Here is a 20,134-nt window from a genome sequence, read left to right on the forward strand (position 1 = left end):
GTTGGGCGCTTCAGGACACCTCACGGCGGGTCTCGCCGGACTCACCGGGGTCGGCGAGGCGTTCGGCGACGAAACGGACCATCAGGTCAAACGCCGCCCGGCTGTCCGGCAGGAATGGGAACAGCGCCGGGAACGCGTGCACCTGGTGGTCCCACAGCTCGAGCCGGCTGGACCGGCCGTGATCCAACAGCGCGGCGTGCAGCCGTTCGTTGTCGCAGCGCAGGATCTCCGACTCGGCGGCGATCAGCAGCGCCGGCGGCATGGTCTCCAGCCGGCCGTTGATCGGCGACAGGTCGTGACGCATCGGCAGCGACGGGCACACATGCTCGACGAGGTCCGGCAGCGCGTCCGCTATGCCGAATGCGTCGGTGCCCATGTTCGAGTGAGTACTGCGGGCCGTTCCCTCGAGCTCCAGCAGTGCCGAGATCCCGATGACTCCGGCAGGTGCCGGCAATCCTTCCTGCTGGGCTCGCAGCGCGGTGGCGAACGTGAGAAAACCCCCTGCGGAGTCGCCGGCGATCACCGTCTTGGCGGGGTCGGCCCCCTGCTCGAGCAGCCAACGGTAGGCGCCGACGCAGTCCTCCACCGAGCCGTCGACGCTCACGTCGGGGAATTGCCGATAGTCGACGTGCACGACCGGCAGCCGGGTGCGCCGGGCCAGGGCCGCCACGACGTGCAGATGGGTGTCGAGACCGCCGGTGAAGAACCCGCCGCCGTGAAAGTACAAGATGGCGCCGTCGCCCAGCGGGGCGACGCAATCTGCTCGGCGCACAATCTCGACCGGCACCGTTGCGGCGAACTCGCGGGCGAATCGGATCCGGAAATACGGTCGCAGCCGTTGCAGGCGGGCGGCGGTGTTGGTGCGGCGGCCCAACTGCGCCAACAACCCGGGCATAGCCTCGGGGCCCCCGCGGCGGCTGACCCACCGAACCAACCGCGGCATTACCGCCGAAAAGACGGCGTAGATGATTCGGGCCCGCAAACTCCCACGATGAATCTCAGGCACACCAGACATCCGGGCATCCTATCTGCACCGATACGGCTCGACTCAGGCGTCGATGACGATGCGTCCCTCGTTGGCCCGCGAGACACAGACCAGCATCTCGTCGCCGCCCTCCGCGGTGCGTCCACGCCGGTCGACGTCTCCGGAGACCACCTTGACCTTGCAGGTGCCGCAGAATCCCTGCCGGCAGGAGTACGCGGTCGTCGGATCGGCGTCGAGCATCACGTCCAGCGCCGAGCGGTCCGCGGGAATCGCCAGTACACGCCGCGATCGGGCGAGCTCAAGCTCGAACGGCACCCCATCGACCACCGGCGGCGGGCTGAACCGCTCATAGTGCAGCGGGGCTTTGATATTCGAGCAATGTTCATTGCGAGTGACACGCACCGCTTCGAGCATCGCGCTCGGGCCGCAGACGTACACCGCGGTCTGTGGCCCGGCGCCGGCCAGTAGCTCCTCGGTGCCCGCGAAACGCCCGTGCTCGTCATCGGCCCACACCGTGACCCGCTCGGCATCCACCGCCAGTACCTCGTCGAGCAACGGCATGTCAGCCCGGCTGCGGCCGGCATAGACAGCGCGCCAATCGATTCCGCGTTGGGCGGCCTCACGCAGCATCGGCAGCATTGGGGTCACGCCGATCCCGCCGATGACGAACAGCACCTCATCCTCACCGGTGCCCAGATAGAACGCGTTGCGTGGACCTTCGAACAGCAGCGTGTCGCCCTCGGCGTAGGCCTGGTGCATCTCGACCGAGCCGCCGCCCCCGTCGTCGAGCCGGCGTACCGCGATGCGGTACTCGGTGCGACGTCCCGGCACGCCGCACAGCGAGTACTGCCGACGGCGACCGGAAGGCAGCTGCACGTCGATGTGCCCACCCGGGGTCCACGACGGCAACAGTCCGCCGTCGGGATCCGCCAGGGTCAGGGCCACCACGTCGTTGGTCAGAATCTCCCGCTTGGTGACGACGGCCGCGATCGTTCGCGACACCGGCGTCACTCGAGACGGCTCCCACCGCGAAACCGCAGCCATCCCACCGAATACGGTGATCGCGCCCCAGAGTGCGTTGAACAGCCGGTCGTGCTTTCGCCGGCCGTAAAGGTCGGCGGGGCGCGATTTCCAGATCTGCGCTGTCATGTCAGGCGTGCGGAATGTCATTGCCGGACGCGCCGGCACCGCCAGCAACGTTGTGTTGCACCCACTCGTCGGTGAGCCGGGCGATCACGTCTGGGCGATCGGTCACCACCCAGTGGCCGCCGTCGATGTCGATCACGCGGTGGTTGGCCGGGATGGATCCGGTGTAACGCTGCAGGGCCGGGCTGACGAAGACATCCAGGCGAGGCGCGAGCACCTGCACCGCGACATCGGTGGCCGGCAACGGCCGCGACGGCTTCAGAAAAGGCGCCGGCATGTTGGCGCGGTAGAGGTTGAGACCGTTGACGTAGTCGTTCTCACCCCGGGGCATGGCCGGTTGCGGGTTGCCGGAGCGACCGATGCGGTCAAGCCACCCAAGCACTCGGGCGCCCAGCCCGGACCGGAAGGCCGCTTCGGGAACCCGCGGGGTCAGGAATAGCCAGATGTAGCTCGACTCCAGCAGCTGCCTGACCACATCGCCGAGCGTGCGCAGGTTGCGCGCCGAGCGCAGGAACCGGCCGGCGTAATCCAGGTGCGGACCCGAAATCGAGGTGTAGGAACCGACTTTGGCCTCCACGGCCGGGTCGGTGATCGCGGCCCAGCCCTGGATCGAACCCCAGTCGTGGCCCAGGAGGTGAACCTTGTCGAGCCCCAGACCGCCCAGGTGCTCGAGCACCGCGGCGACGTCCGCGATCAGGTGCGGGAATCGGTAGCCGGACCTCTCCGCCGGCGCCGACGACGTCCCGGCACCGCGTACGTCGTAGGCGACGACGTTATAGCGGCCCGGATTCTGCTCGATGAGCTCGCGAGCCACCCCGTCCCAGACGTGGTGGTTGTCCGGGTAGCCGTGGATCGCCAGGATGGTCGCCCGCTGCGGGTCCAGATCGGTGTACGCGTGTACCGCCAGCGTCACACCGTCTGCTGATGTCACGGTGGTGGTGGTCGGGGTAGTCATGGACTGCACTCCTCGTTGTTGGCCCGGCTCGGGTCAGTGCGTGGCGCGGGCCGCGGGCGAGACGGCCAGGTAGTTGACCGCCTTCTCCACCCCGCCCAGTTGCGACGGATGGAAGCCCGGACGGTAGTAGGAGGCGATCGCGGGCAGGAATTCGAACGGCGAGGGCACCAGCCCGCGGCGCGCGGCGATGAACCAATCCCGCCAGCGCGGCTTGGTTCCGGCCGGCAATTGCGGGTCCACCTTGTACATGAACCGCAGGCCACGCACCCACAACAGCAGCATCAGGGGCGTGACCGCCAACTGCGTACGGACCTGCCGGAAGAAACCGGCCCGCAGGTGCTTCATGACGTCGAACGCGACAGCCTTGTGTTCAACCTCTTCGGCACCATGCCAGCGCAACATGTCCAGCATCACCGGATGGGTGCCGACCTCGTCCAGCGCGGGGCTCTCCAGGACCCACTCCCCGAGAATCGCTGTGTAGTGCTCGACGGCCGACACCAGTGCCACCCGCTCCAGTAGCCAACGCTGCTGGCGGCGCTCACTCCAGGTCGGCCGGTCCCCGAGCAGCTTGTCGAAGAGCCACTTGATCTGGCCGGTGAACGGCGACATGTCGACGCCGCGGGCGGCCAAGTGGTCGACAACGGCGGTGTGCGCCTGGGAGTGGGTGGCCTCCTGACCGATGAAGCCCTGGACGTCGAGCCGCAGCTGGTCGTCCTTGATCAGCGGTAGCGCCTGCTTGAACACCTCGACGAAGAACTCCTCGCCGGCCGGCAGCAACAGGTGCAGCACATTGCAGAAGTGGGTGACGAAAGGCTCGCCGGGCACGTAGTGCACCGGCAGATCCGACCAGTCGAAACCGACGTCGCGGGCTTGCAGGACGATGCGCTCGTGATCAAGTGAACCGTCGTGCGGGCCGGCGGCGCTGTCATCGACCTTGAGCATGACGAACCTCCAGGTTGGGTTTACAAAACCCTGTCGATTGTCTTCACAATGGACAGATTGTCCGACGGGGTACAACGATACCACCGGTACCGCCTAAATCAGATTGTGACCGTCGCCACCCCCCTCCCGCCAGCCACTCGGGGTCTCGTAGCGACTGAGAGCCGTCAAAACGACAAATTCTGCGTCTTTGTGTAAACGTTTTGCTGCGAACGTTAAGAGGCTGTTAACCAGCTTGGAGTCCGGCGGACCAGTCAGGAAATCTGGAGGATGTTCCCAGAAAACCCCGAGCAACCCAGGGTCCGACTCCGCAAGAAGCCGGCCCTTTTTGTTGCCGCCGTAAATTTCAAGGAGAGGCCTTTGTCGTTCGTCAATGCACATCCCGAGACCCTGACAACCGCTGCCGACAGTCTGTCGAGCACTGGCTTTGCGCTCGCTTCCCAGAACGAGGCCGCGCACATCGTGACCACAGCGGTAGTCCCCCCATCCGCCGACGAAGTGTCGGCCATGCTGGCTGCCCGCTTCGCCACTCAGGCGCAGCTGTACCACCAGATGAGCGCCCAGGCCACCTCTATTCACGAGATGTTCGTCGCCACTCTCAACGCCAGTGCGAACACCTACGCGACCGCCGAGGCCGCCAACGTGATCGCGGCCGGATAAGAGAGGAGGTATAGCAATGGATTTCGCAGCATTACCACCGGAAGTCAACTCCGCACGCATGTATGCCGGCCCTGGTGCAGGGTCGCTGTTGGCCGCCTCTGCGGCCTGGGATGAGCTGGCTGTCGACCTGCAGTCCGCGGCAGCGAGCTACCGCGCGGTCGTCCAAGAACTGACCAGTGGCCCGTGGTTGGGCGTGTCATCAACGAAGATGGCGGCGGCGGCCTCACCGTATGCCACCTGGCTCACCGCCACGGCCGAGCAGGCGGAGCTGACCAGCACCCAGGCCAAAGCGGCAGCCACCGCCCATTCGAGCGCATTCGCCATGACCGTTCCACCGCCCTTGATCGCTGCCAACCGTGCACAGTTGGCCACGCTGGTCGCAACGAACTTCTTCGGGCAGAACGCCCCGGCCATCGCGGCCACCGAGGCTCAATACTTCGAGATGTGGGCCCAGGACGCAGCGGCGATGTACTCCTACAGCGCTGCCGCGCACGCCGCAGCACAGATGGTGCCGTTCACCACGCCGCCGCAGACGGCCAACCCCGGCGGCATAGCGGCGCAGCAGGCAGCGACCGCCGAGGTGGCTGCGGCCGCCACCGGCCAGGCCGCGACCAACCTGGCGATGGAGACGTTGCCGGGTGCGCTGGCGGGCGCAGCCGAAGCGGGATCGCTCAACCTTCCGCCCATCTTCGGCGACCTGGCGACGTTGGGTGCGGCTCCGGTGTCAACCATGATGAGCACCGCCATCATTGCCGCGTTCATACCCGAATACCTCATTGCCGGCGCGGCGCTCCCGTCGCCGTTCGGCCTTGAGGCGGCAGCGCCCGCTGCCATCGCGGCGGGTCTGCCATTGGGCCTGACGCCGACGCTGGGAAGTGCCGGCCTGGCTTCGGCGACATCGGCAGCATCGGCCGGGGTTGGCAATGCGGCCTCGGTCAGCGGCTTGTCGGTACCCAAGGCATGGGCCACTGCAGCCCCGGAAATGCGCTTGGCCGCAGCCGAATTCGCGGCGCCTGCGCTGGCAACCGCAGGAACGCCGATGATGGGTGGCTCGCCGCTGTTGTGCGCTCCGCCGCTGATGGGGATGGGTCCGCGTGGCAGCGCTGCGGCGCGGGCCAAAGACGACCAGAACGAAGAGGCCAAGCGAAAGGCAGCCAAGGGGCGACGGTCGTCGATGTGGTGAGTCGCCTCCGGCCGCCGGCGATCCCGACCGGTATCAGCCCGATGCCAAGTCGGCGATGATGTCGGCGGCCGCCGCCGACCGAACGGTCCGGTAGGCGGTCCCGGCCCACAGGCTCGTCCCATGCGGGTCGTCCAGGGCCACGGCCGCCGCCCGGATCGGGGTGGTCATGTGGTTGATCTCCGGGTATCCCACCGGAGCCACGTCCTCGAAGGCGCGGGTGAAGTCGTTCTCCAGGCCGCGTGCGTAGCGGCCGGAGAACGCACACGTCACCGTGGTGTTGGTGAATTCCGGATTGGTCAGTGCCGCACGGTGTGTCGGATTGGTCCCGGCTTCGTGGGCCAGCAACAGCGCGGTACCGACCTGGGCCGCGACCACGCCGCCACCCAGCACCCCGGCCACGTCGGCCGCGGTACCGAGCCCACCCGCCGCCACCAACGGGACCTGGCCATGGGCGTGGGCGATCTCCGCCAGCACATGCTCCAGCGAGTCAGTGCCCGGGTGCACGTCCGGTGCAAATGTGCCCCGATGTCCGCCCGCCTTGGGGCCCTGCACCACCAGTGCCTCGGCGCCATGTCCGAGGGCGACGCCGGCTTCGTAGGCCGACGTCACCGTGACCACCGTCAGGATGCGCAACGCCCGCAGCACTTGCATCTCGTCGGGCGACGGCGTCCCGAACGTAAACGACACCACCGTGGGCCGCAGGTCGGCGATCACCTCGAGCTTCTCCGGCCAGCAGTCGTCGTCGCCGAAGCGGGGCCGGCCCAGCTCTACGCCGTAATGCTCGGCCAGCGGATCCAGGAGATCGGCGTATTCGTCGAGCAACACCACGTCAGCGCCGCTGGGTTGGGGCACAAACAGATTGACACCGATCGGACCGCTGGTGGCCGCGCGCGCCGAGGTGATCTCCTCGGCCAACTGTTGGGCGGTGCGATAACCCCCAGCGACGAACCCCAGCCCGCCGGCCTCCGACACCGCGGCCGCCAGCGCCGGTGTGCTGGGACCGCCGGCCATCGGCGCGCCGATCAATGGGACTGTGAGTTCGGAGAAGCTGAACGCCATCCCCCTAGCCTGCCATCAGCCGGCGAGCGCCCGCAGACGGGATGGCAGCGCCCCTTTCGAGCGGTACGGACCCAGAACGGCGACGCCGTAGGGCTGGCGCAACAGCTGGCGGGCCACGGCGTTGACCTCGTCGACGGTGACCGCGGACAGTTCCCGCAGGGTGCGCGCGATGGGCCGATGCCGGCCATAGTTCAACTCGTTACGACCCAGCCGGTTCATCCGGGAACCGGAATCCTCCAGCCCCAGCACCAATCCCCCGCGCAACGATCCTTTGGCGATCCGACACTCGTCGGCAGTGATCCCATCGCGCGCCACCGATTCGAGCACCTCGGTGGTCACGGCTGCTACCTCGGCGAACCGGTCCGGCTGGCATGCGGTGTAGACCGACAGCGCGCCGGCGTCCGCGAAGGTGTCCACCGACGAGTAGATCGAGTAGGCCAGGCCGCGGGTTTCCCGAACCTGTTGGAATAGCCGGGAACTCAAGCCCCCACCCAGAGCCGTGTTGAGCACCGCCAGCGCCTGACGGTGCTGCCAATAGCGTCCGGGTGCACGTACCCCCAGAGACATGTGCGTCTGATCGGCGTCGCGGTTGACCACGGTCAGCCCGGGCCTGCCCGGCACCCGGGAAGTGCCGCGCCGCGGCTCGGCGGGCTTCTCGCCTCGAATCAGGCGATGCCCGAAGTGTTCCCGCACCAGCGCCACGACCGTGTCATGGTCGATGTTGCCGGCAACCGCGACCACCATGCGCTCCGGTGTGTAGCGGCGCTGGTGGAACGACCGCAGCTGTGCGCGGGTCATCGACGACACCGAGTCGACATTGCCGATCACCGGCCGGCCGATCGGATGGTCGCCGAACAGCGTCGACAAGAACACATCACCCAGCGCGTCCTCGGGATCGTCATCGCGCATCGCGAGTTCCTCGAGAACCACGTCGCGTTCGAGGTCGACGTCGGCAGCCGCGCAGGACCCGTTGAGCACCACATCGCTCACCAGCGCGACGGCCAGCTCCAGATCGGTGTCGAGCACGTGGGCGTAATAGCAGGTGTGCTCTTTGCCGGTGAAGGCATTGAGCTCACCGCCGACCGCGTCCATCGCCTGAGCGATGCCCGCCGCCGTGCGGGTCGGGGTCGCCTTGAACAGCAGGTGCTCCAGGAAGTGCGCCGCCCCGGCCACCGTGGCGCCCTCGTCGCGCGATCCGACGCCGACCCAGACGCCCACCGACGCCGAACGAACCGCAGGCAGGTACTCAGTGACTACCCGCAGTCCGCCCGGCAAAGTGGTGCGTCGCAATGAGGCGCGCGTTGGCGCCGCGATGTCAGCTTTCGGTAGCCGCGGCATCGGCAGACTCAGCGGGCCCCGCCTCTGAGGTCGACTCGTCCACGGGAACCAGCGAGATCTTGCCGCGGTTGTCGATGTCGGCGATCTCCACGCGCAGCTTGTCGCCGACCTTCACCACGTCTTCGACCTTGGCGACCCGCTTGCCCTTGCCGAGCTTGGAGATGTGCACCAGGCCGTCGCGGCCCGGCAGCAGCGACACGAAGGCGCCGAAGTCGGTGGTCTTGACCACGGTGCCCAGGAACCGCTCGCCGATCTTGGGCAGCTGCGGGTTGGCGATCGCGTTGATCTTGTCGATCGCGGCCTGCGCCGACGGACCGTCGGTGGCGCCGACGAACACGGTGCCGTCGTCCTCGATCGAGATCTGGGCGCCGGTCTCCTCGGTGATCGAGTTGATCATCTTGCCCTTGGGCCCGATCACCTCGCCGATCTTGTCCACCGGAACCTTGATGGTGGTGACCCGAGGCGCGTACGGGCTCATCTCGTCGGGGGCGTCGATGGCCTCGGCCATCACCTCGAGGATGGTCATACGCGCGTCCTTGGCCTGGGCGAGCGCACCGGCGAGCACCTGCGACGGAATGCCGTCGAGCTTGGTGTCGAGCTGCAGCGCGGTGACGAAGTCCTTGGTGCCGGCGACCTTGAAGTCCATGTCGCCGAACGCGTCCTCGGCGCCCAGGATGTCGGTGAGCGCGACGAAGCGCCGCTCGGTCTTGCCGTCCACCTCGACATCATCGGAGACCAGGCCCATCGCGATACCGGCGACCGGAGCCTTCAGCGGCACACCGGCGTTGAGCAGCGCCAGCGTGGACGCACAGACCGAACCCATCGAGGTGGATCCGTTGGAGCTCAGCGCTTCCGACACCTGCCGGATGGCGTAGGGGAACTCCTCGACGCTCGGCAGCACCGGAACCAGGGCCCGCTCGGCCAGTGCCCCGTGGCCGATCTCGCGACGCTTGGGCGATCCGACCCGGCCGGTCTCACCGGTCGAGTACGGCGGGAAGTTGTAGTGGTGCATGTAGCGCTTGGACTTTTCCGGCCCCAGCGAGTCGATCTGCTGTGCCATCTTCATCATGTCCAGCGTGGTCACGCCCATGATCTGGGTCTCGCCGCGCTCGAACAGCGCACTGCCGTGCGCCCGGGGAATCACTGCGACCTCGGCCGACAGCGCCCGGATGTCGGTGATGCCACGGCCGTCGATGCGGAAGTGGTCGGTCAGGATGCGCTGACGCACCAGCTTCTTGGTCAGGCTCCGGTAGGCCGCGCTGATCTCCTTCTCGCGACCCTCGTAGGTCTCGGCCAGGCGCTGGGCGACCTCGGCCTTGATCTCTTCGGTGCGCTCGTCACGCTCGGCCTTGCCGGCGATGGTCAGCGCCTTCGCCAGCTCGTCGGTCGCGATGGAGGCCACCGAGTAGTAGACGTCCTCACCGTAAGGCGGGAACAGCGGGTAGTCGGCGGTCGGGCGAGCGGCCGCGGCGCCGAGCTCCTGCTGGGCCTTGCACAGCGCCGCGATGAACGGCTTGGCAGCCTCGAGGCCCTCGGCCACCACGGTCTCGGTCGGCGCCTGTGCGCCGGATTCGATGAGCTCGATGACGTTCTCGGTGGCCTCGGCCTCGACCATCATGATCGCGACGTCACCGTCGTCGAGGAGCCGGCCCGCCAGCACCATGTCGAAGGCCGCGCCCTCGAGCTGCTCGACGGTGGGGAACGCCACCCAGGTGCCGTTGATCAGTGCCACCCGCGCCGCACCGACCGGGCCGGAGAACGGCAGGCCGGCGAGCTGGGTGGAGGCCGACGCAGCGTTGATCGCCACCACGTCGTACAAGTCGTTCGGGTTCAGGCTCAGCACGGTCACCACGACCTGGACCTCGTTGCGCAGGCCGTCGACGAACGACGGGCGCAGCGGGCGGTCGGTGAGGCGGCAGGTCAGGATCGCGTCGGTGGACGGCCGGCCCTCGCGGCGGAAGAACGAGCCGGGGATACGACCGGCCGCGTACATCCGCTCCTCGACGTCGACGGTCAGCGGGAAGAAGTCGAAGTGGTCCTTGGGAGCCTTGCTGGCGGTGGTCGCCGACAGCAGCATGGTTTCGTCGTCGAGGTAAGCGACGACGCTGCCGGCGGCCTGCTGGGCCAGCCGGCCGGTCTCGAAGCGGATAGTGCGCTTGCCGAAGCTGCCGTTGTCGATGACAGCGGTGGTCTCGAATACGCCTTCTTCAATTTCAATTGCAGACATAAAAGCCCGTACGGCCTTTCCTGGTTTGTTCAACTGTTTCGCAACGTCGGACGTGCGTCAGTGATGGACCTGGATGCGGCTACGGTCGTCGATCGAAGCGGCCGGATCCTGGCTTACGTACTGTCAAAGCACTCCTCAGGCCCGGCTGCCACTACCGAAGACCGCCCGACTCAGGTCTGGCTGATCGCAGGAACGTGTCCCGTCGTGACGTGCCGGAGTGGCGCACGCGGATGCGGGGGCCACACCGATGCCCGGGCCTGGGCGGCCCGGGACGGCCTCACTCTACACGGAGGCGGCTGACGCCGGCCCGATTCGTTGTCAGCGACGCAGGCCGAGACGCTCGATGAGCGAGCGGTAGCGCGCCACATCGGTCGCGGTCAGGTACTTGAGCAGACGACGACGACGACCGACCAGCAGCAGCAGGCCGCGCCGGGAGTGGTGGTCGTGCTTGTGCTTCTTGAGGTGCTCGGTGAGGTCGACAATCCGCTTGGTCAGCAGGGCGACCTGAGCTTCGGGCGAGCCGGTGTCCGTCTCGTGCAGGCCGTAGCTGGCCAGGATCTCTTTTTTCTGCTCGACGGTCAGCGCCACGAAGAATCTCCATCAATCGGTCCCGCGAATATCAAGTCGGCGGCCACCGCGGACTGCAGCACACCGAGGGGCGAGTCTAGCAGCGTCCTGGGCGCCCTTCCCAATCGTGCGGGTGGTCAGTCACCGGAGAGCAGGCCGCGGGTCTTCTCGACGTCGGTGTTCATCACGGCCACCAGGTCCGCCACGGAGTCGAACTTCTCCTGGCCCCGGATCCGACTGACGAAGTCGACCGCCACGCGCTGCCCGTAGAGGTCGGCGGTTTCGTCGATCACGAACGCCTCCACGGTGCGGGCCCGCCCGGAGAACGTCGGGTTGGTTCCCACCGACACCGCGGCCCGGCAGCGTTGACCGGCGACGACGGTGCCGGGCACCTGGCCGTGCCCCAACACGGTGAACCATGCCGCGTACACCCCGTCGGCCGGAATCGCCGCAAAGGCCGACGGCGCCACGTTGGCGGTCGGGAAGCCCAGACCGCGCCCACGGCCGTCGCCGCGCACCACCAGCCCCTCGACTCGGTGCGGCCGGCCCAGGGCCTCAGCAGCCGCCGACACATCGCCGGCGTCCACGCAGGACCGAATGTAGGTCGAGGAGAAGGTGACCGATTGGGCGGCGTCGGGGCGCTCGGCCACCAGCGACACCGATTCGACGCCGAAGCCGAACTGCTCGCCGGCGCGGCGCAGGGTCTCGACGTTGCCGGCCGCCTTTCGGCCGAAGGTGAAGTTCTCCCCCACCACCACTTCCACCACGTGCAGGTGCTCGACCAGCAGTTGGTGGATGTAGCGGTCCGGGGTGAGCTTCATGAATTCGGGCGTGAACGGGATCACCAGGAACACGTCGATGCCGAACTGCTCGACCAGCTCGGCGCGGCGCGCCAGCGTGGTGAGCTGCGCCGGATGGTTGCCGGGATAGACGACCTCCATCGGATGCGGATCGAAGGTCATCAACACCGTCGGTACGCCGCGCGCCTTGCCGGCCTTCACCGCATGGGTGATCAGTTCCGCATGTCCACGATGCACACCGTCGAACACGCCGATGGTGAGCACGCACCTGCCCCAGTCTGTGGGGATCTCGTCCTGCCCCCGCCACCGCTGCACCAGGACAGCCTAAACTGTCGTGCGTGAGCCCTTGGGAGCAGTCGGACGGGCTGAGTAGCGTCGCCCAGGACTATCTGAAAGTCATCTGGACCGCCCAGGAATGGTCACCCGACAAGGTCAGCACCAAGATGCTGGCGGAGAAGATCGGCGTGTCCGCCAGCACCGCCTCGGAGTCGATCCGCAAACTCGCCGACGCCGGCTTGGTGGACCACGAGAAGTACGGCGCGGTGACCTTGACCGACGAGGGGCGCCGGGCAGCGTTGGCGATGGTGCGCCGACACCGGCTGATCGAGACCTTTCTGGTCTGTGAGCTCGGCTATGGCTGGGACGAGGTACACGACGAAGCCGAAGTCCTCGAGCACGCGGTGTCCGACCGGCTGATCGCGCGCATCGACGCCAAGCTGGGCTTCCCGCAGCGCGACCCGCATGGCGACCCGATCCCGGCACCGGACGGGCAGGTGCCCACTCCCCCCGCCCGCCAACTGTGGGCATGCGCCGACGGCGAGACCGGCACGGTGGCCCGCATTTCCGACAACGATCCGGAGATGCTGCGCTACTTCGCCCAGGTGGGCATCAGCCTGGACGCTCGTCTGCGGGTGCTGACTCGACGCGACTTCGCCGGGATTATCTCGGTGGGTGTTGAGGGCTCTGATGGCGAGCAGGTCACCATTGACCTGGGAAGCCCTGCCGCCCAAGCGATCTGGGTGGTGTGACCGCTACTTCACGTGCCCGGCCAGCTGCCCCTCAGCCCCGAAGAGTTCCTGCTGCCAGTGCGCGACAAGTTCGGCGGTGTCGATCTGGTCGGGGTGAAAATCCCGCTTCTTGAACGGCCGCATGTCGGAGTAGAAGCCCTTCCACATCGGGTTGCGCAGCATCTGCACCGTTTCCTTGAGGACCCGGAATGGCTGACGGCGACCCTCGACATCGGTGGTGGCGATCGAGAGCCAGGAGAACAGCACCAGGATCGGGATTCCGCAGTTCTGAGCGAAGCGCATCCAACGGATGCGCGTCGACTCCGGAACGCCCACCGCGCGGTACACGTCGAACGCGACCGACTTGTGCTCCAGTTCCTCCAGCGCATGCCAATTGAGCAGATTGCGGATCTCGGCGTCATACATCATCGCCTGGACCGCCGGGCGTTTGAGGATGTTCTCCGCCCACACCGCGGTGAAATGCTCTGCGGCCACCGTGAATCCGAGGAAGAAGTGGCGAAGGCGGGGCAGCCGGTCCGGGCTGGGGTATTGCTTGTCGAGGAACTTCTCCATGCGCTCAGTGCTCTGCAGCAAGTACTCGAACCATGCGGTCGGGTATCCCATGGCGGCGAGTTGCTCATTGAGCTCACGATGCTGGCGGCCGTGTGTCTTCTCCTGCCCGATGAATCCGGCTACCCGCTTGGCCAATTCGGGGTCGGCAAGCTGGCCGGAGTAGCGGCGCACCGAGCGCACGAAGATGTCCTCGCCGGGCGGGAAGATCGCGGACAAGATGGCGACCAGATGACTGAAAACGATGCTGCCGTCGGCGAAATACCGGCTGCCCGCGGACTGTTCACCGAATCCGAAGTTCAGTCGTCGCACGGCCGGGTATGTCATCACGTTCGTCATGTCAACGACGCTAGGTCCGCCGACCGGGCGAGCGGAATGAGCGAGTCGGACAAGGATTTGATGTTTTCGGACAGTCGGCGGTCAGGCCCTGCGGCGCCGGTGTTTGCTGGGCGGAGTTCCGGCCCACCGGATGAAGGCACGACTGAAGGCGGCCGTCTCCGAATACCCCAGTTGACGGGCTGTTTCCTCGACGGTGAGGCCCGATTCAAGCATGGCCACGGCCAGGGTCACCCGCACCTCGTCCACCAGCGCCCGGTAGCTGGTGTGTTCGGCCAGCAGGCGGCGATGCAGGGTGCGCTCGGTGATGCACAGTTCGTCGGCGATCACCGCCATCGACGGCAACACTCCGGGATCGCGGACCAGCCGGGAACGCACCTGCGCGGCGATTCCACGACGCCGCCGACGCGTCTGCAAGAGCTCTTCACACTGTTGAGCACAGGCCTCGGCCGCGGCCGTGTCCGCCGCCGGCATCGGAAGCTCCAGCAATTCGAAGGGAAGGGTGATCGCGCTGCGTGTCGCGGACACGTCGAGTTCAATTGTCAGCCCGGGGAACTCGAGACGTCCGGCCGGAAAGTCGATACCGGGTAGTTCGACCTTGACCGGAGTGTCCGAGCTCAGCTGGCCGATCAACAACGGCACCATGCTGGTCAGCGCGAACAGATCCCGTTCCATCATGAAACCGCGAACGTCAGCGGGCACGGCACTGTCGTCGAACACGAGGACGGCGCCGTCGGGGGTGTCGTGGCGACTCAGCCGCAGAAACGTCGACGACAACGTCGCGTACCGACAGGCCAGGTTGACCGCATCGCCCAACGTCGGGCTCGCCAGCAGCGCATAGCCGAGCACGCCGGTATTGGCGAAGTTGTACTGCAGGCCGACATCGCGCGCGAATTCATGTGGATCGTCTACCCGGCCAAGAATGTTTCGCAGGATCGCCAGCTCCTGGCCCGCTTGGACCTCGGTACCACTGTCATCGATGTCGGCGGGCGTGACACCGGTATCGGCTAGGCAATCCGCCGCCTCGATGCCATGTAGGCGAGCAGCCTCCAGAAGATGCCGACAGGTCGCCACCGGCCGCGGAATGTCCCAATCCGCCTGCGCGGCATCGCCGATCGACACCTGTCCGAATCTATCAAATTTGTGTCGGCAGGCGCCGTCGGCCCTACGATCTGCAGATGGCAAAGCTTGAGCTCTCTCGTGAACTGTCGCTGCCTCCCGACCAAGCCTGGGCCCACGCGTCGAATCTGGCTGAGTTGGGTGACTGGCTGTCCCTACACCAGGGGTGGCGCTGCGACATCCCGGCCGAGCTCACCGCCGGAACCACGTTGATCGGGGTGGCGGGGGCCAAGGGTATGCGCAACCGAGTCACTTGGACGGTCCGCAAATTCGACCCACCCGCACTGCTGGAACTGACCGGCGACGGCGTGGGCGGCACCAAGTACGCGCTGACCTTGGCGATCAGCCCGGCCGCAACGGGATCGAAGTTCCTGCTGCGGATGGACCTGGGCGGCCGGCCGCTGTTCGGGCCGATCGGGGCGGCCGCCGCCCGCGCGGTCAAGGGCGACATCGAGGGATCGATCAAGCGATTCGAGCAGCTTTACAGTTGAGGCGTTAACCGGCGCATCAGAGCAGCCGAATCAGCGCTCACCCGCTGAGCAAGCCCTTGGCGATGTGGGTGACCTGAACCTCGTTGCTGCCGGCGTAGATCATCAGCGACTTGGCGTCGCGCGCCAGCTGTTCCACCCGGTACTCGGTCATGTAGCCGTTGCCACCGAACAGCTGCACCGCCTCCATCGCGACCTCGGTCGCCGCCTCCGAGGAGTACAGCTTGATCGCCGACGCCTCGGCCAACGTCGGGATCTTGCCGTGCTTGGCCTTCTCCAGCGTCTGGAACACCATGTTCTGCACGTTGATCCGGGCCACCTCCATCTTGGCCAGCTTGAGTTGGATCAGCTGGAATTGGCCGATGTTCTGGCCCCACAAGGTGCGGCTCTTGGCGTAGTCGACGCAGAGCCGATGGCACTCGTTGATGATTCCCAGCGCCAGTGCGGCAACCCCGACCCGCTCGGCGACGAAGTTGGCCCGGGCACTGTCACGCCCGTCACCGCCGGTGTGCTCCTCGGTCTCGCCCAGCAGCCGGTCGCGCCCCAACCGCACGTCGTCGAAGAACAACTCACCGGTCGGCGAGGAGTGCATGCCCATCTTCTTGAACGGCTTGCCCTGGGTCAGGCCCGGCATGCCGGCGTCGAGAACGAAGGTGAGCACCCTGCGGTTACGCGGATCGGCGCCGTCCTGTTCGTCCAGCTTGGCGTAGACGATGAGCGTGTCGGCGTAGGGACCGTTGGTGATGAAAGTCTTCTGGCCGTTGAGAATGTAGTCGTCACCGTCACGCCGGACATAGGTCTTCATCCCCCCGAACGCGTCGGAACCCGCATCCGGCTCGGTGATCGCCCAGGCGGCGATCTTCTCCAGGGTGACCAGCTCCGGCACCCAGCGCTCCTGCTGCGCCAGGGTGCCGCGCGACAGGATCGTGGCAGCCCCCAGCCCGAGACTGACACCCGCGGCTGCGACCAATCCCAAGCTGACGCCGGCGAGTTCGCTGACCAGGATCAATCCCATCGAAGCCTGGGCGCCCAGATCGCCGAAGCCGCCTTCCGACGACCCGCCCGGCTTGCTCTCGCCTTCAGATGTCTGCTGCGCGTGCGCCTTTTCCAGTCGGCTCTTGATGGCTTCGGCCGCGAGCACGTCGATCCCGAAGTCGGCGAACAGCTTCCGCAGGATCGGGTACGGCGGCAGTTCACCGCTCTCCAGTGCGTCGAGGTTCGGCCGAACCTCCCGGTCGATGAATTCTCGGACGCTGTCCCGGATGAGCTCGTCGGTGTCGGACCACTCGATCATGGCAACCTCGCCGCGATGTCGTCGATCTGCCAGATGCCGTCGGTCTCGATGGTGTCGGTGTCATGCCAGCCGGCCAGTTTCGAAATGGCACCGCCCTGCACCGCATACACCGTGCCGGTGATCGGACACTTTTCGGTGGCCAGGTAGGCCACCAGCGGTGAGATGTTGGCGGGGCTGAACAGGTCGACCTCGCCCTCCTCCGGCTCGGCCATCAGTGCGCCCATGCCGGGAGTCGCCAGCGTGAGTCGGGTACGGGCGATGGGGGCGATGGCGTTGACCCGCACCCCATAACGGTCCAACTCCTCGGCGGCGATCAGCGTCAGTGCGGCGATCCCGGCCTTGGCCGCGCCGTAGTTCGCCTGACCGGCGTTGGGCAGCGTGACCCCGGACCCCGAGGCGGTGTTGATCACCGCGGCGTTGGGCTGATCCCCCGCCTTGGACTGCGCCTTCCAATACGCCGCGGCGTGGTGCAGCATCGCGAAGTGGCCCTTGAGGTGTACCGCGACCACCGCATCCCACTGTGCCTCTTCCATGCCGGGGATGAATGCATCGCGCAGGATTCCCGCGTTGTTGACCAACACATCCAGTCGGCCGAACTCGTCGATAGCCTGCTGGACAAGACCTTTCGCGGCGTTCCAGTCGGAGACGCTGTCGGTGTTGGCCACCGCCCGCCCGCCGGCCGCCACGATCTCGTCGACAACCTGCTGCGCGGTGGTGCTGTCGGAGCCCTCACCGGCATTGCTTCCGCCCAGGTCGTTGACCACCACCGCGGCACCTTCGGCCGCGAAGAGCAGGGCGTGTTCGCGCCCGATGCCGCGTCCGGCGCCGGTGATGACGGCGACCCGGCCTTCCAGTACACCCATTGATTTTCCCCTTCAGTCGGCGATGACGGCCAAGCCGTCAGTGATCGCCATTTCGCCGGCGCCTACGCGCGCGGTCTCGAATGCGTACGTCGTGGCGTCGTCGCCGCGACCGCTGGTCCAGATCCGGGTTTCCAGGTCGTCGCCGGGCAGCACCATCTTGGAGAACCGAACCGCCAACCGCCGTAGCCGGCTGACATCCGAGCCGGCCACCTCGGTGAGCACCGCCCAGGACGTGAACGCCATGGTGCACAGGCCGTGCGCGATGATCCCCGGCAGTCCGGCGTCGCGGGCGACTTCCTCGTCCAGGTGGATCGGCATCGGATCACCGGCGGCCGGCCCGTAGCGGAACGTCTGATCGGCATCGACGTGCTGGACGACCTTGGCCACCGGCGCCTGGTCGCGCAGTGCGTCGTCGAACTTGTGTCCGGGGCTGAGTTCGCCGATCCGCTTTCCGGCATTGTGTCCGCGGAAGAAGCAGGTCACGTATTGCTCGTTGACCAGTTCGCCGTCCTCGGTGCGGCATTCGAGCAGAATCGCCGCGCGGGTGCCCTTCTCCAGTCCTTCGTAGCCGATCATCTTGCCGCGGGAGACCAGCTTGTCTCCCGGTCGGATGGGCCGGTGGAACCAGAAGTCCTGTTCGCCGTGTACCACCCGCGGGATCAGCTCGACCGGTGCCACCTCGACGGCTGGAACCAGCAGTGACTCGAACACCGGCACAATCCCAAACACCGGCGGCGCGAGGTCGCCGCTGCGGTGCGCGGCGATCGGGTCATTAGTCGCCGCGGCGTACTCGACGATCCGTTCCCGGGTGACCTCGAAGCGGTCCTCGTCGCTCCACTTGTCCAGCCCGGCGTCGTCGAATGCCAGATCGTCGTCCACCTCAGGCCGCCTCAGACCGCCGACGCGGCCAGCGCCTCGAGCTGGGCGAGCGTCTTGTCGAGTTGCTTGGCGCCGTCCTTCTCGACCGCCTTGCCCAGCGCACCCTTGATCAGCGCGCCCTCGAAGTCGCCGGCCACGCTGAATTGCGAGCCATCGCCGTCGGGCGTGACGCTGAAGTCGAAGCGGCACTTCACGCCCGCCATGCCGGTGCCCGACAGCGTCAGGCTGGTCGGGGCGTCCACCTTCTCGACCGTCCATTCGATCTTGTTCGCCATCCCCAGCATGACGATCTTGGCCGTCAACGTCGAGCCCGGTACCAGTGCGGCCGGTGGTTCGGTGAGCCACTTCTCGTGGATGGTGAACCACTTGTCCCAGCTGGACAGGTCGCTGATGGTGTCCCACAGCGCGTTCGGGCTGACGGCAAGGCTCTTGGTGGCTTCGATGTGTCCCATGATGTGTTCTCCTGCGCTGTCGATGGTTTAGCGCTCGGCGCGCTGGTAGGCGGTGACCACGGCGGCGCCGCCGAGGCCGATGTTGTGTTGCAGCGCGGCGGTGACGCCCGGCACCTGGCGCTTGTCGGCGTCACCGCGAAGCTGCCAGGTCAGTTCGGAGCACTGCGCCAGGCCGGTGGCCCCCAGCGGGTGTCCCTTGGAGATCAGGCCGCCGGACGGGTTGACCACCCAACGACCGCCGTAGGTGGTGTCGCCGTCATCGATCAGCCTGGGCGCATCGCCCTCGGCGCAGAGTCCCAGCGCCTCGTAGAGCAGCAGTTCGTTGGCCGAGAAGCAGTCGTGCAGCTCGATCACCTGGAAGTCTTCCGGCCCCAGTCCGGATTGCTGGTAGACACGTTGCGCGGCTTGCACATTCATGTCGTATCCGATCAGGTTCTTGGCGCTGCCGTCGAAGGTGGAGCCGAAGTCGGTGGTCATCGCCTGCCCGACGATTTCGACAGCCCGCCCGGCCAGGCCGTGCTTGTCGACGAACGCCTCGCTGGCCAGAATCGCCGCCCCGGAGCCGTCCGAAGTCGGCGAGCACTGGAGCTTGGTCAGCGGGTCGTAGATCATCCGCGATCCCAGGATGTCGTCGAGGCTGTACTCGTCCTGGAACTGGGCGTAGGGATTGTTGACCGAATGCTTGTGGTTCTTGTAGCCGATCTTGGCGAAATGCTCGGCGGTGGAGCCGTGTTGCTTGATGTGCTCGCGGCCCGCGGCGCCGAACATCCACGGCGCCACCGGGAACAGCACCTCAGAGATCTCGGCCAGCGCGAGCACATGCTTTTCCATCGGCTGGGCGCGGTCGTCGTAGGTAGATCCCAATGAGCCGGGCTTCATCTTCTCGAAGCCCAGCGCGATGGTGCAGTCGGCCAGCCCGCCCCGGATCGCCTGGGCAGCAAGGTAGAGCGCGGTCGAGCCGGTGGAACAGTTGTTGTTGACGTTGACGACCGGGATCCCGGTCAAGCCCAACTCGTACAGCGCTCGCTGCCCGGAAGTGGACTCGCCGTAGACATAGCCGACGTAGCCCTGTTCCACCTCGCGGTAGTCGATCCCGGCATCGGCCAGCGCCTTGGTGCCGGATTCCCGGGCCATGTCGGGGTAGTCCCAGGCCGATCCGTCGTCGTTTTGTCGCCGGCCCGGCTTCTCGAACTTCGTCATCCCGACGCCGATCACATACACCTTGTTCGCCATGGTTGCCTTTCGCCTCCGACCAGTGGCTAGAAAC

20 protein-coding genes are annotated in these 20,134 nt (G+C 66.8%); 4 read left to right on the top strand and 16 right to left on the bottom strand.

The window, feature by feature from the left end; genetic code table 11:
- Positions 1 to 10: 10 nt before the first annotated feature.
- Genes RCP37_RS13135 through RCP37_RS13150 form a run of 4 tightly spaced genes read right to left on the bottom strand, consistent with a single transcriptional unit; the run spans position 11 to position 4,028 of the window.
- Positions 11 to 1,015, bottom strand: coding sequence for an alpha/beta hydrolase (locus tag RCP37_RS13135; protein ID WP_308483528.1), 1,005 nt, complete (start codon positions 1,013 to 1,015; stop codon positions 11 to 13).
- Between the two features lie 33 nt (positions 1,016 to 1,048).
- The gene (locus RCP37_RS13140; protein WP_373693014.1) at positions 1,049 to 2,134 is read right to left on the bottom strand and encodes a PDR/VanB family oxidoreductase; all 1,086 of its coding nucleotides are present in this window, start codon (positions 2,132 to 2,134) and stop codon (positions 1,049 to 1,051) included.
- A 1-nt stretch (position 2,135) separates the two neighbouring features.
- A complete protein-coding gene (locus tag RCP37_RS13145) occupies positions 2,136 to 3,086 on the bottom strand; it encodes an alpha/beta fold hydrolase (RefSeq protein ID WP_308483530.1) in 951 nt (316 codons plus the stop codon).
- A gap of 33 nt (positions 3,087 to 3,119) precedes the next feature.
- Positions 3,120 to 4,028: a metal-dependent hydrolase gene (locus RCP37_RS13150; protein WP_308483531.1), complete on the bottom strand. Its 909-nt coding sequence runs from the start codon at positions 4,026 to 4,028 to the stop codon at positions 3,120 to 3,122.
- Between the two features lie 357 nt (positions 4,029 to 4,385).
- On the opposite strand from RCP37_RS13150, the gene RCP37_RS13155 reads away from it, so the two are divergent.
- Together RCP37_RS13155 and RCP37_RS13160 are read left to right on the top strand one after the other, a co-directional pair.
- A complete protein-coding gene (locus RCP37_RS13155) occupies positions 4,386 to 4,685 on the top strand; it encodes a PE family protein (RefSeq protein WP_308483532.1) in 300 nt (99 codons plus the stop codon).
- Positions 4,686 to 4,701: 16 nt separating this feature from the next.
- The gene (locus RCP37_RS13160) at positions 4,702 to 5,868 is read left to right on the top strand and encodes a PPE family protein (RefSeq protein WP_308483533.1); all 1,167 of its coding nucleotides are present in this window, start codon (positions 4,702 to 4,704) and stop codon (positions 5,866 to 5,868) included.
- Positions 5,869 to 5,901: 33 nt separating this feature from the next.
- Here RCP37_RS13160 and RCP37_RS13165 read toward each other — a convergent pair whose 3' ends face one another.
- From RCP37_RS13165 to RCP37_RS13185, 5 genes are all read right to left on the bottom strand, one after another.
- Positions 5,902 to 6,927 (bottom strand): nitronate monooxygenase, encoded by a 1,026-nt coding sequence (locus RCP37_RS13165; protein ID WP_308483534.1) that lies wholly within the window; start codon positions 6,925 to 6,927, stop codon positions 5,902 to 5,904.
- Positions 6,928 to 6,942: 15 nt separating this feature from the next.
- Complete coding sequence (locus RCP37_RS13170; protein ID WP_308483535.1) at positions 6,943 to 8,265, bottom strand: M16 family metallopeptidase; 1,323 nt, start codon at positions 8,263 to 8,265, stop codon at positions 6,943 to 6,945.
- Complete coding sequence (locus RCP37_RS13175; RefSeq protein ID WP_308483536.1) at positions 8,243 to 10,492, bottom strand: polyribonucleotide nucleotidyltransferase; 2,250 nt, start codon at positions 10,490 to 10,492, stop codon at positions 8,243 to 8,245. Before RCP37_RS13175 ends, RCP37_RS13170 begins: the two co-directional genes overlap by 23 nt.
- 318 nt (positions 10,493 to 10,810) lie before the next feature.
- Positions 10,811 to 11,080 (bottom strand): 30S ribosomal protein S15, encoded by a 270-nt coding sequence (gene rpsO / locus RCP37_RS13180; RefSeq protein ID WP_308483537.1) that lies wholly within the window; start codon positions 11,078 to 11,080, stop codon positions 10,811 to 10,813.
- Positions 11,081 to 11,196: 116 nt separating this feature from the next.
- Positions 11,197 to 12,174, bottom strand: coding sequence for a bifunctional riboflavin kinase/FAD synthetase (locus RCP37_RS13185; RefSeq protein WP_308483538.1), 978 nt, complete (start codon positions 12,172 to 12,174; stop codon positions 11,197 to 11,199).
- A 23-nt stretch (positions 12,175 to 12,197) separates the two neighbouring features.
- On the opposite strand from RCP37_RS13185, the gene mntR reads away from it, so the two are divergent.
- Positions 12,198 to 12,887, top strand: a complete 690-nt coding sequence (mntR, locus tag RCP37_RS13190; protein WP_308483539.1) for a manganese-binding transcriptional regulator MntR — start codon at positions 12,198 to 12,200, stop codon at positions 12,885 to 12,887.
- Positions 12,888 to 12,890: 3 nt separating this feature from the next.
- Here mntR and RCP37_RS13195 read toward each other — a convergent pair whose 3' ends face one another.
- On the bottom strand, positions 12,891 to 13,775 hold the full coding sequence (locus tag RCP37_RS13195; RefSeq protein ID WP_308483540.1) for a metal-dependent hydrolase: 885 nt from the start codon (positions 13,773 to 13,775) through the stop codon (positions 12,891 to 12,893).
- An 81-nt stretch (positions 13,776 to 13,856) separates the two neighbouring features.
- Entirely contained in the window at positions 13,857 to 14,894 is a 1,038-nt protein-coding gene (locus tag RCP37_RS13200) for an AraC family transcriptional regulator (protein WP_308483541.1), read from the bottom strand.
- 56 nt (positions 14,895 to 14,950) lie between these two features.
- On the opposite strand from RCP37_RS13200, the gene RCP37_RS13205 reads away from it, so the two are divergent.
- Positions 14,951 to 15,382 (top strand): type II toxin-antitoxin system Rv0910 family toxin, encoded by a 432-nt coding sequence (locus RCP37_RS13205; RefSeq protein WP_308483542.1) that lies wholly within the window; start codon positions 14,951 to 14,953, stop codon positions 15,380 to 15,382.
- Between the two features lie 37 nt (positions 15,383 to 15,419).
- Here RCP37_RS13205 and RCP37_RS13210 read toward each other — a convergent pair whose 3' ends face one another.
- Genes RCP37_RS13210 through RCP37_RS13230 form a run of 5 tightly spaced genes read right to left on the bottom strand, consistent with a single transcriptional unit; the run spans position 15,420 to position 20,100 of the window.
- Positions 15,420 to 16,673, bottom strand: coding sequence for an acyl-CoA dehydrogenase family protein (locus tag RCP37_RS13210; RefSeq protein WP_308483543.1), 1,254 nt, complete (start codon positions 16,671 to 16,673; stop codon positions 15,420 to 15,422).
- A complete protein-coding gene (locus RCP37_RS13215) occupies positions 16,670 to 17,536 on the bottom strand; it encodes an SDR family oxidoreductase (RefSeq protein WP_308483544.1) in 867 nt (288 codons plus the stop codon). Before RCP37_RS13215 ends, RCP37_RS13210 begins: the two co-directional genes overlap by 4 nt.
- A 12-nt stretch (positions 17,537 to 17,548) precedes the next feature.
- Positions 17,549 to 18,415: a MaoC/PaaZ C-terminal domain-containing protein gene (locus RCP37_RS13220; protein ID WP_308483545.1), complete on the bottom strand. Its 867-nt coding sequence runs from the start codon at positions 18,413 to 18,415 to the stop codon at positions 17,549 to 17,551.
- An 11-nt stretch (positions 18,416 to 18,426) separates the two neighbouring features.
- Positions 18,427 to 18,867, bottom strand: a complete 441-nt coding sequence (locus RCP37_RS13225; RefSeq protein WP_308483546.1) for a type II toxin-antitoxin system Rv0910 family toxin — start codon at positions 18,865 to 18,867, stop codon at positions 18,427 to 18,429.
- 27 nt (positions 18,868 to 18,894) lie between these two features.
- Complete coding sequence (locus RCP37_RS13230) at positions 18,895 to 20,100, bottom strand: lipid-transfer protein (protein WP_308483547.1); 1,206 nt, start codon at positions 20,098 to 20,100, stop codon at positions 18,895 to 18,897.
- Positions 20,101 to 20,134 lie beyond the last annotated feature (34 nt).

The organism is Mycolicibacter sp. MU0102, assembly GCF_963378105.1.
GTDB classification, from domain to species: domain Bacteria; phylum Actinomycetota; class Actinomycetes; order Mycobacteriales; family Mycobacteriaceae; genus Mycobacterium; species Mycobacterium holstebronense.

Excerpts from the sequence above, each read along its gene's own strand:
- RCP37_RS13165 (WP_308483534.1), bottom strand. The coding sequence starts at position 6,927 with ATGGCGTTCAGCTTCTCCGAACTCACAGTCCCATTGATCGGCGCGCCG.
- RCP37_RS13160 (WP_308483533.1), top strand. The coding sequence starts at position 4,702 with ATGGATTTCGCAGCATTACCACCGGAAGTCAACTCCGCACGCATGTAT.
- RCP37_RS13225 (WP_308483546.1), bottom strand. The coding sequence starts at position 18,867 with ATGGGACACATCGAAGCCACCAAGAGCCTTGCCGTCAGCCCGAACGCG.
- RCP37_RS13210 (WP_308483543.1), bottom strand. The coding sequence starts at position 16,673 with ATGATCGAGTGGTCCGACACCGACGAGCTCATCCGGGACAGCGTCCGA.
- RCP37_RS13150 (WP_308483531.1), bottom strand. The coding sequence starts at position 4,028 with ATGCTCAAGGTCGATGACAGCGCCGCCGGCCCGCACGACGGTTCACTT.
- RCP37_RS13135 (WP_308483528.1), bottom strand. The coding sequence starts at position 1,015 with ATGTCTGGTGTGCCTGAGATTCATCGTGGGAGTTTGCGGGCCCGAATC.
- RCP37_RS13145 (WP_308483530.1), bottom strand. The coding sequence starts at position 3,086 with ATGACTACCCCGACCACCACCACCGTGACATCAGCAGACGGTGTGACG.
- RCP37_RS13170 (WP_308483535.1), bottom strand. The coding sequence starts at position 8,265 with ATGCCGCGGCTACCGAAAGCTGACATCGCGGCGCCAACGCGCGCCTCA.
- RCP37_RS13205 (WP_308483542.1), top strand. The coding sequence starts at position 14,951 with ATGGCAAAGCTTGAGCTCTCTCGTGAACTGTCGCTGCCTCCCGACCAA.
- RCP37_RS13175 (WP_308483536.1), bottom strand. The coding sequence starts at position 10,492 with ATGTCTGCAATTGAAATTGAAGAAGGCGTATTCGAGACCACCGCTGTC.
- RCP37_RS13230 (WP_308483547.1), bottom strand. The coding sequence starts at position 20,100 with ATGGCGAACAAGGTGTATGTGATCGGCGTCGGGATGACGAAGTTCGAG.
- RCP37_RS13140 (WP_373693014.1), bottom strand. The coding sequence starts at position 2,134 with ATGACAGCGCAGATCTGGAAATCGCGCCCCGCCGACCTTTACGGCCGG.
- RCP37_RS13195 (WP_308483540.1), bottom strand. The coding sequence starts at position 13,775 with ATGACGAACGTGATGACATACCCGGCCGTGCGACGACTGAACTTCGGA.
- RCP37_RS13215 (WP_308483544.1), bottom strand. The coding sequence starts at position 17,536 with ATGGGTGTACTGGAAGGCCGGGTCGCCGTCATCACCGGCGCCGGACGC.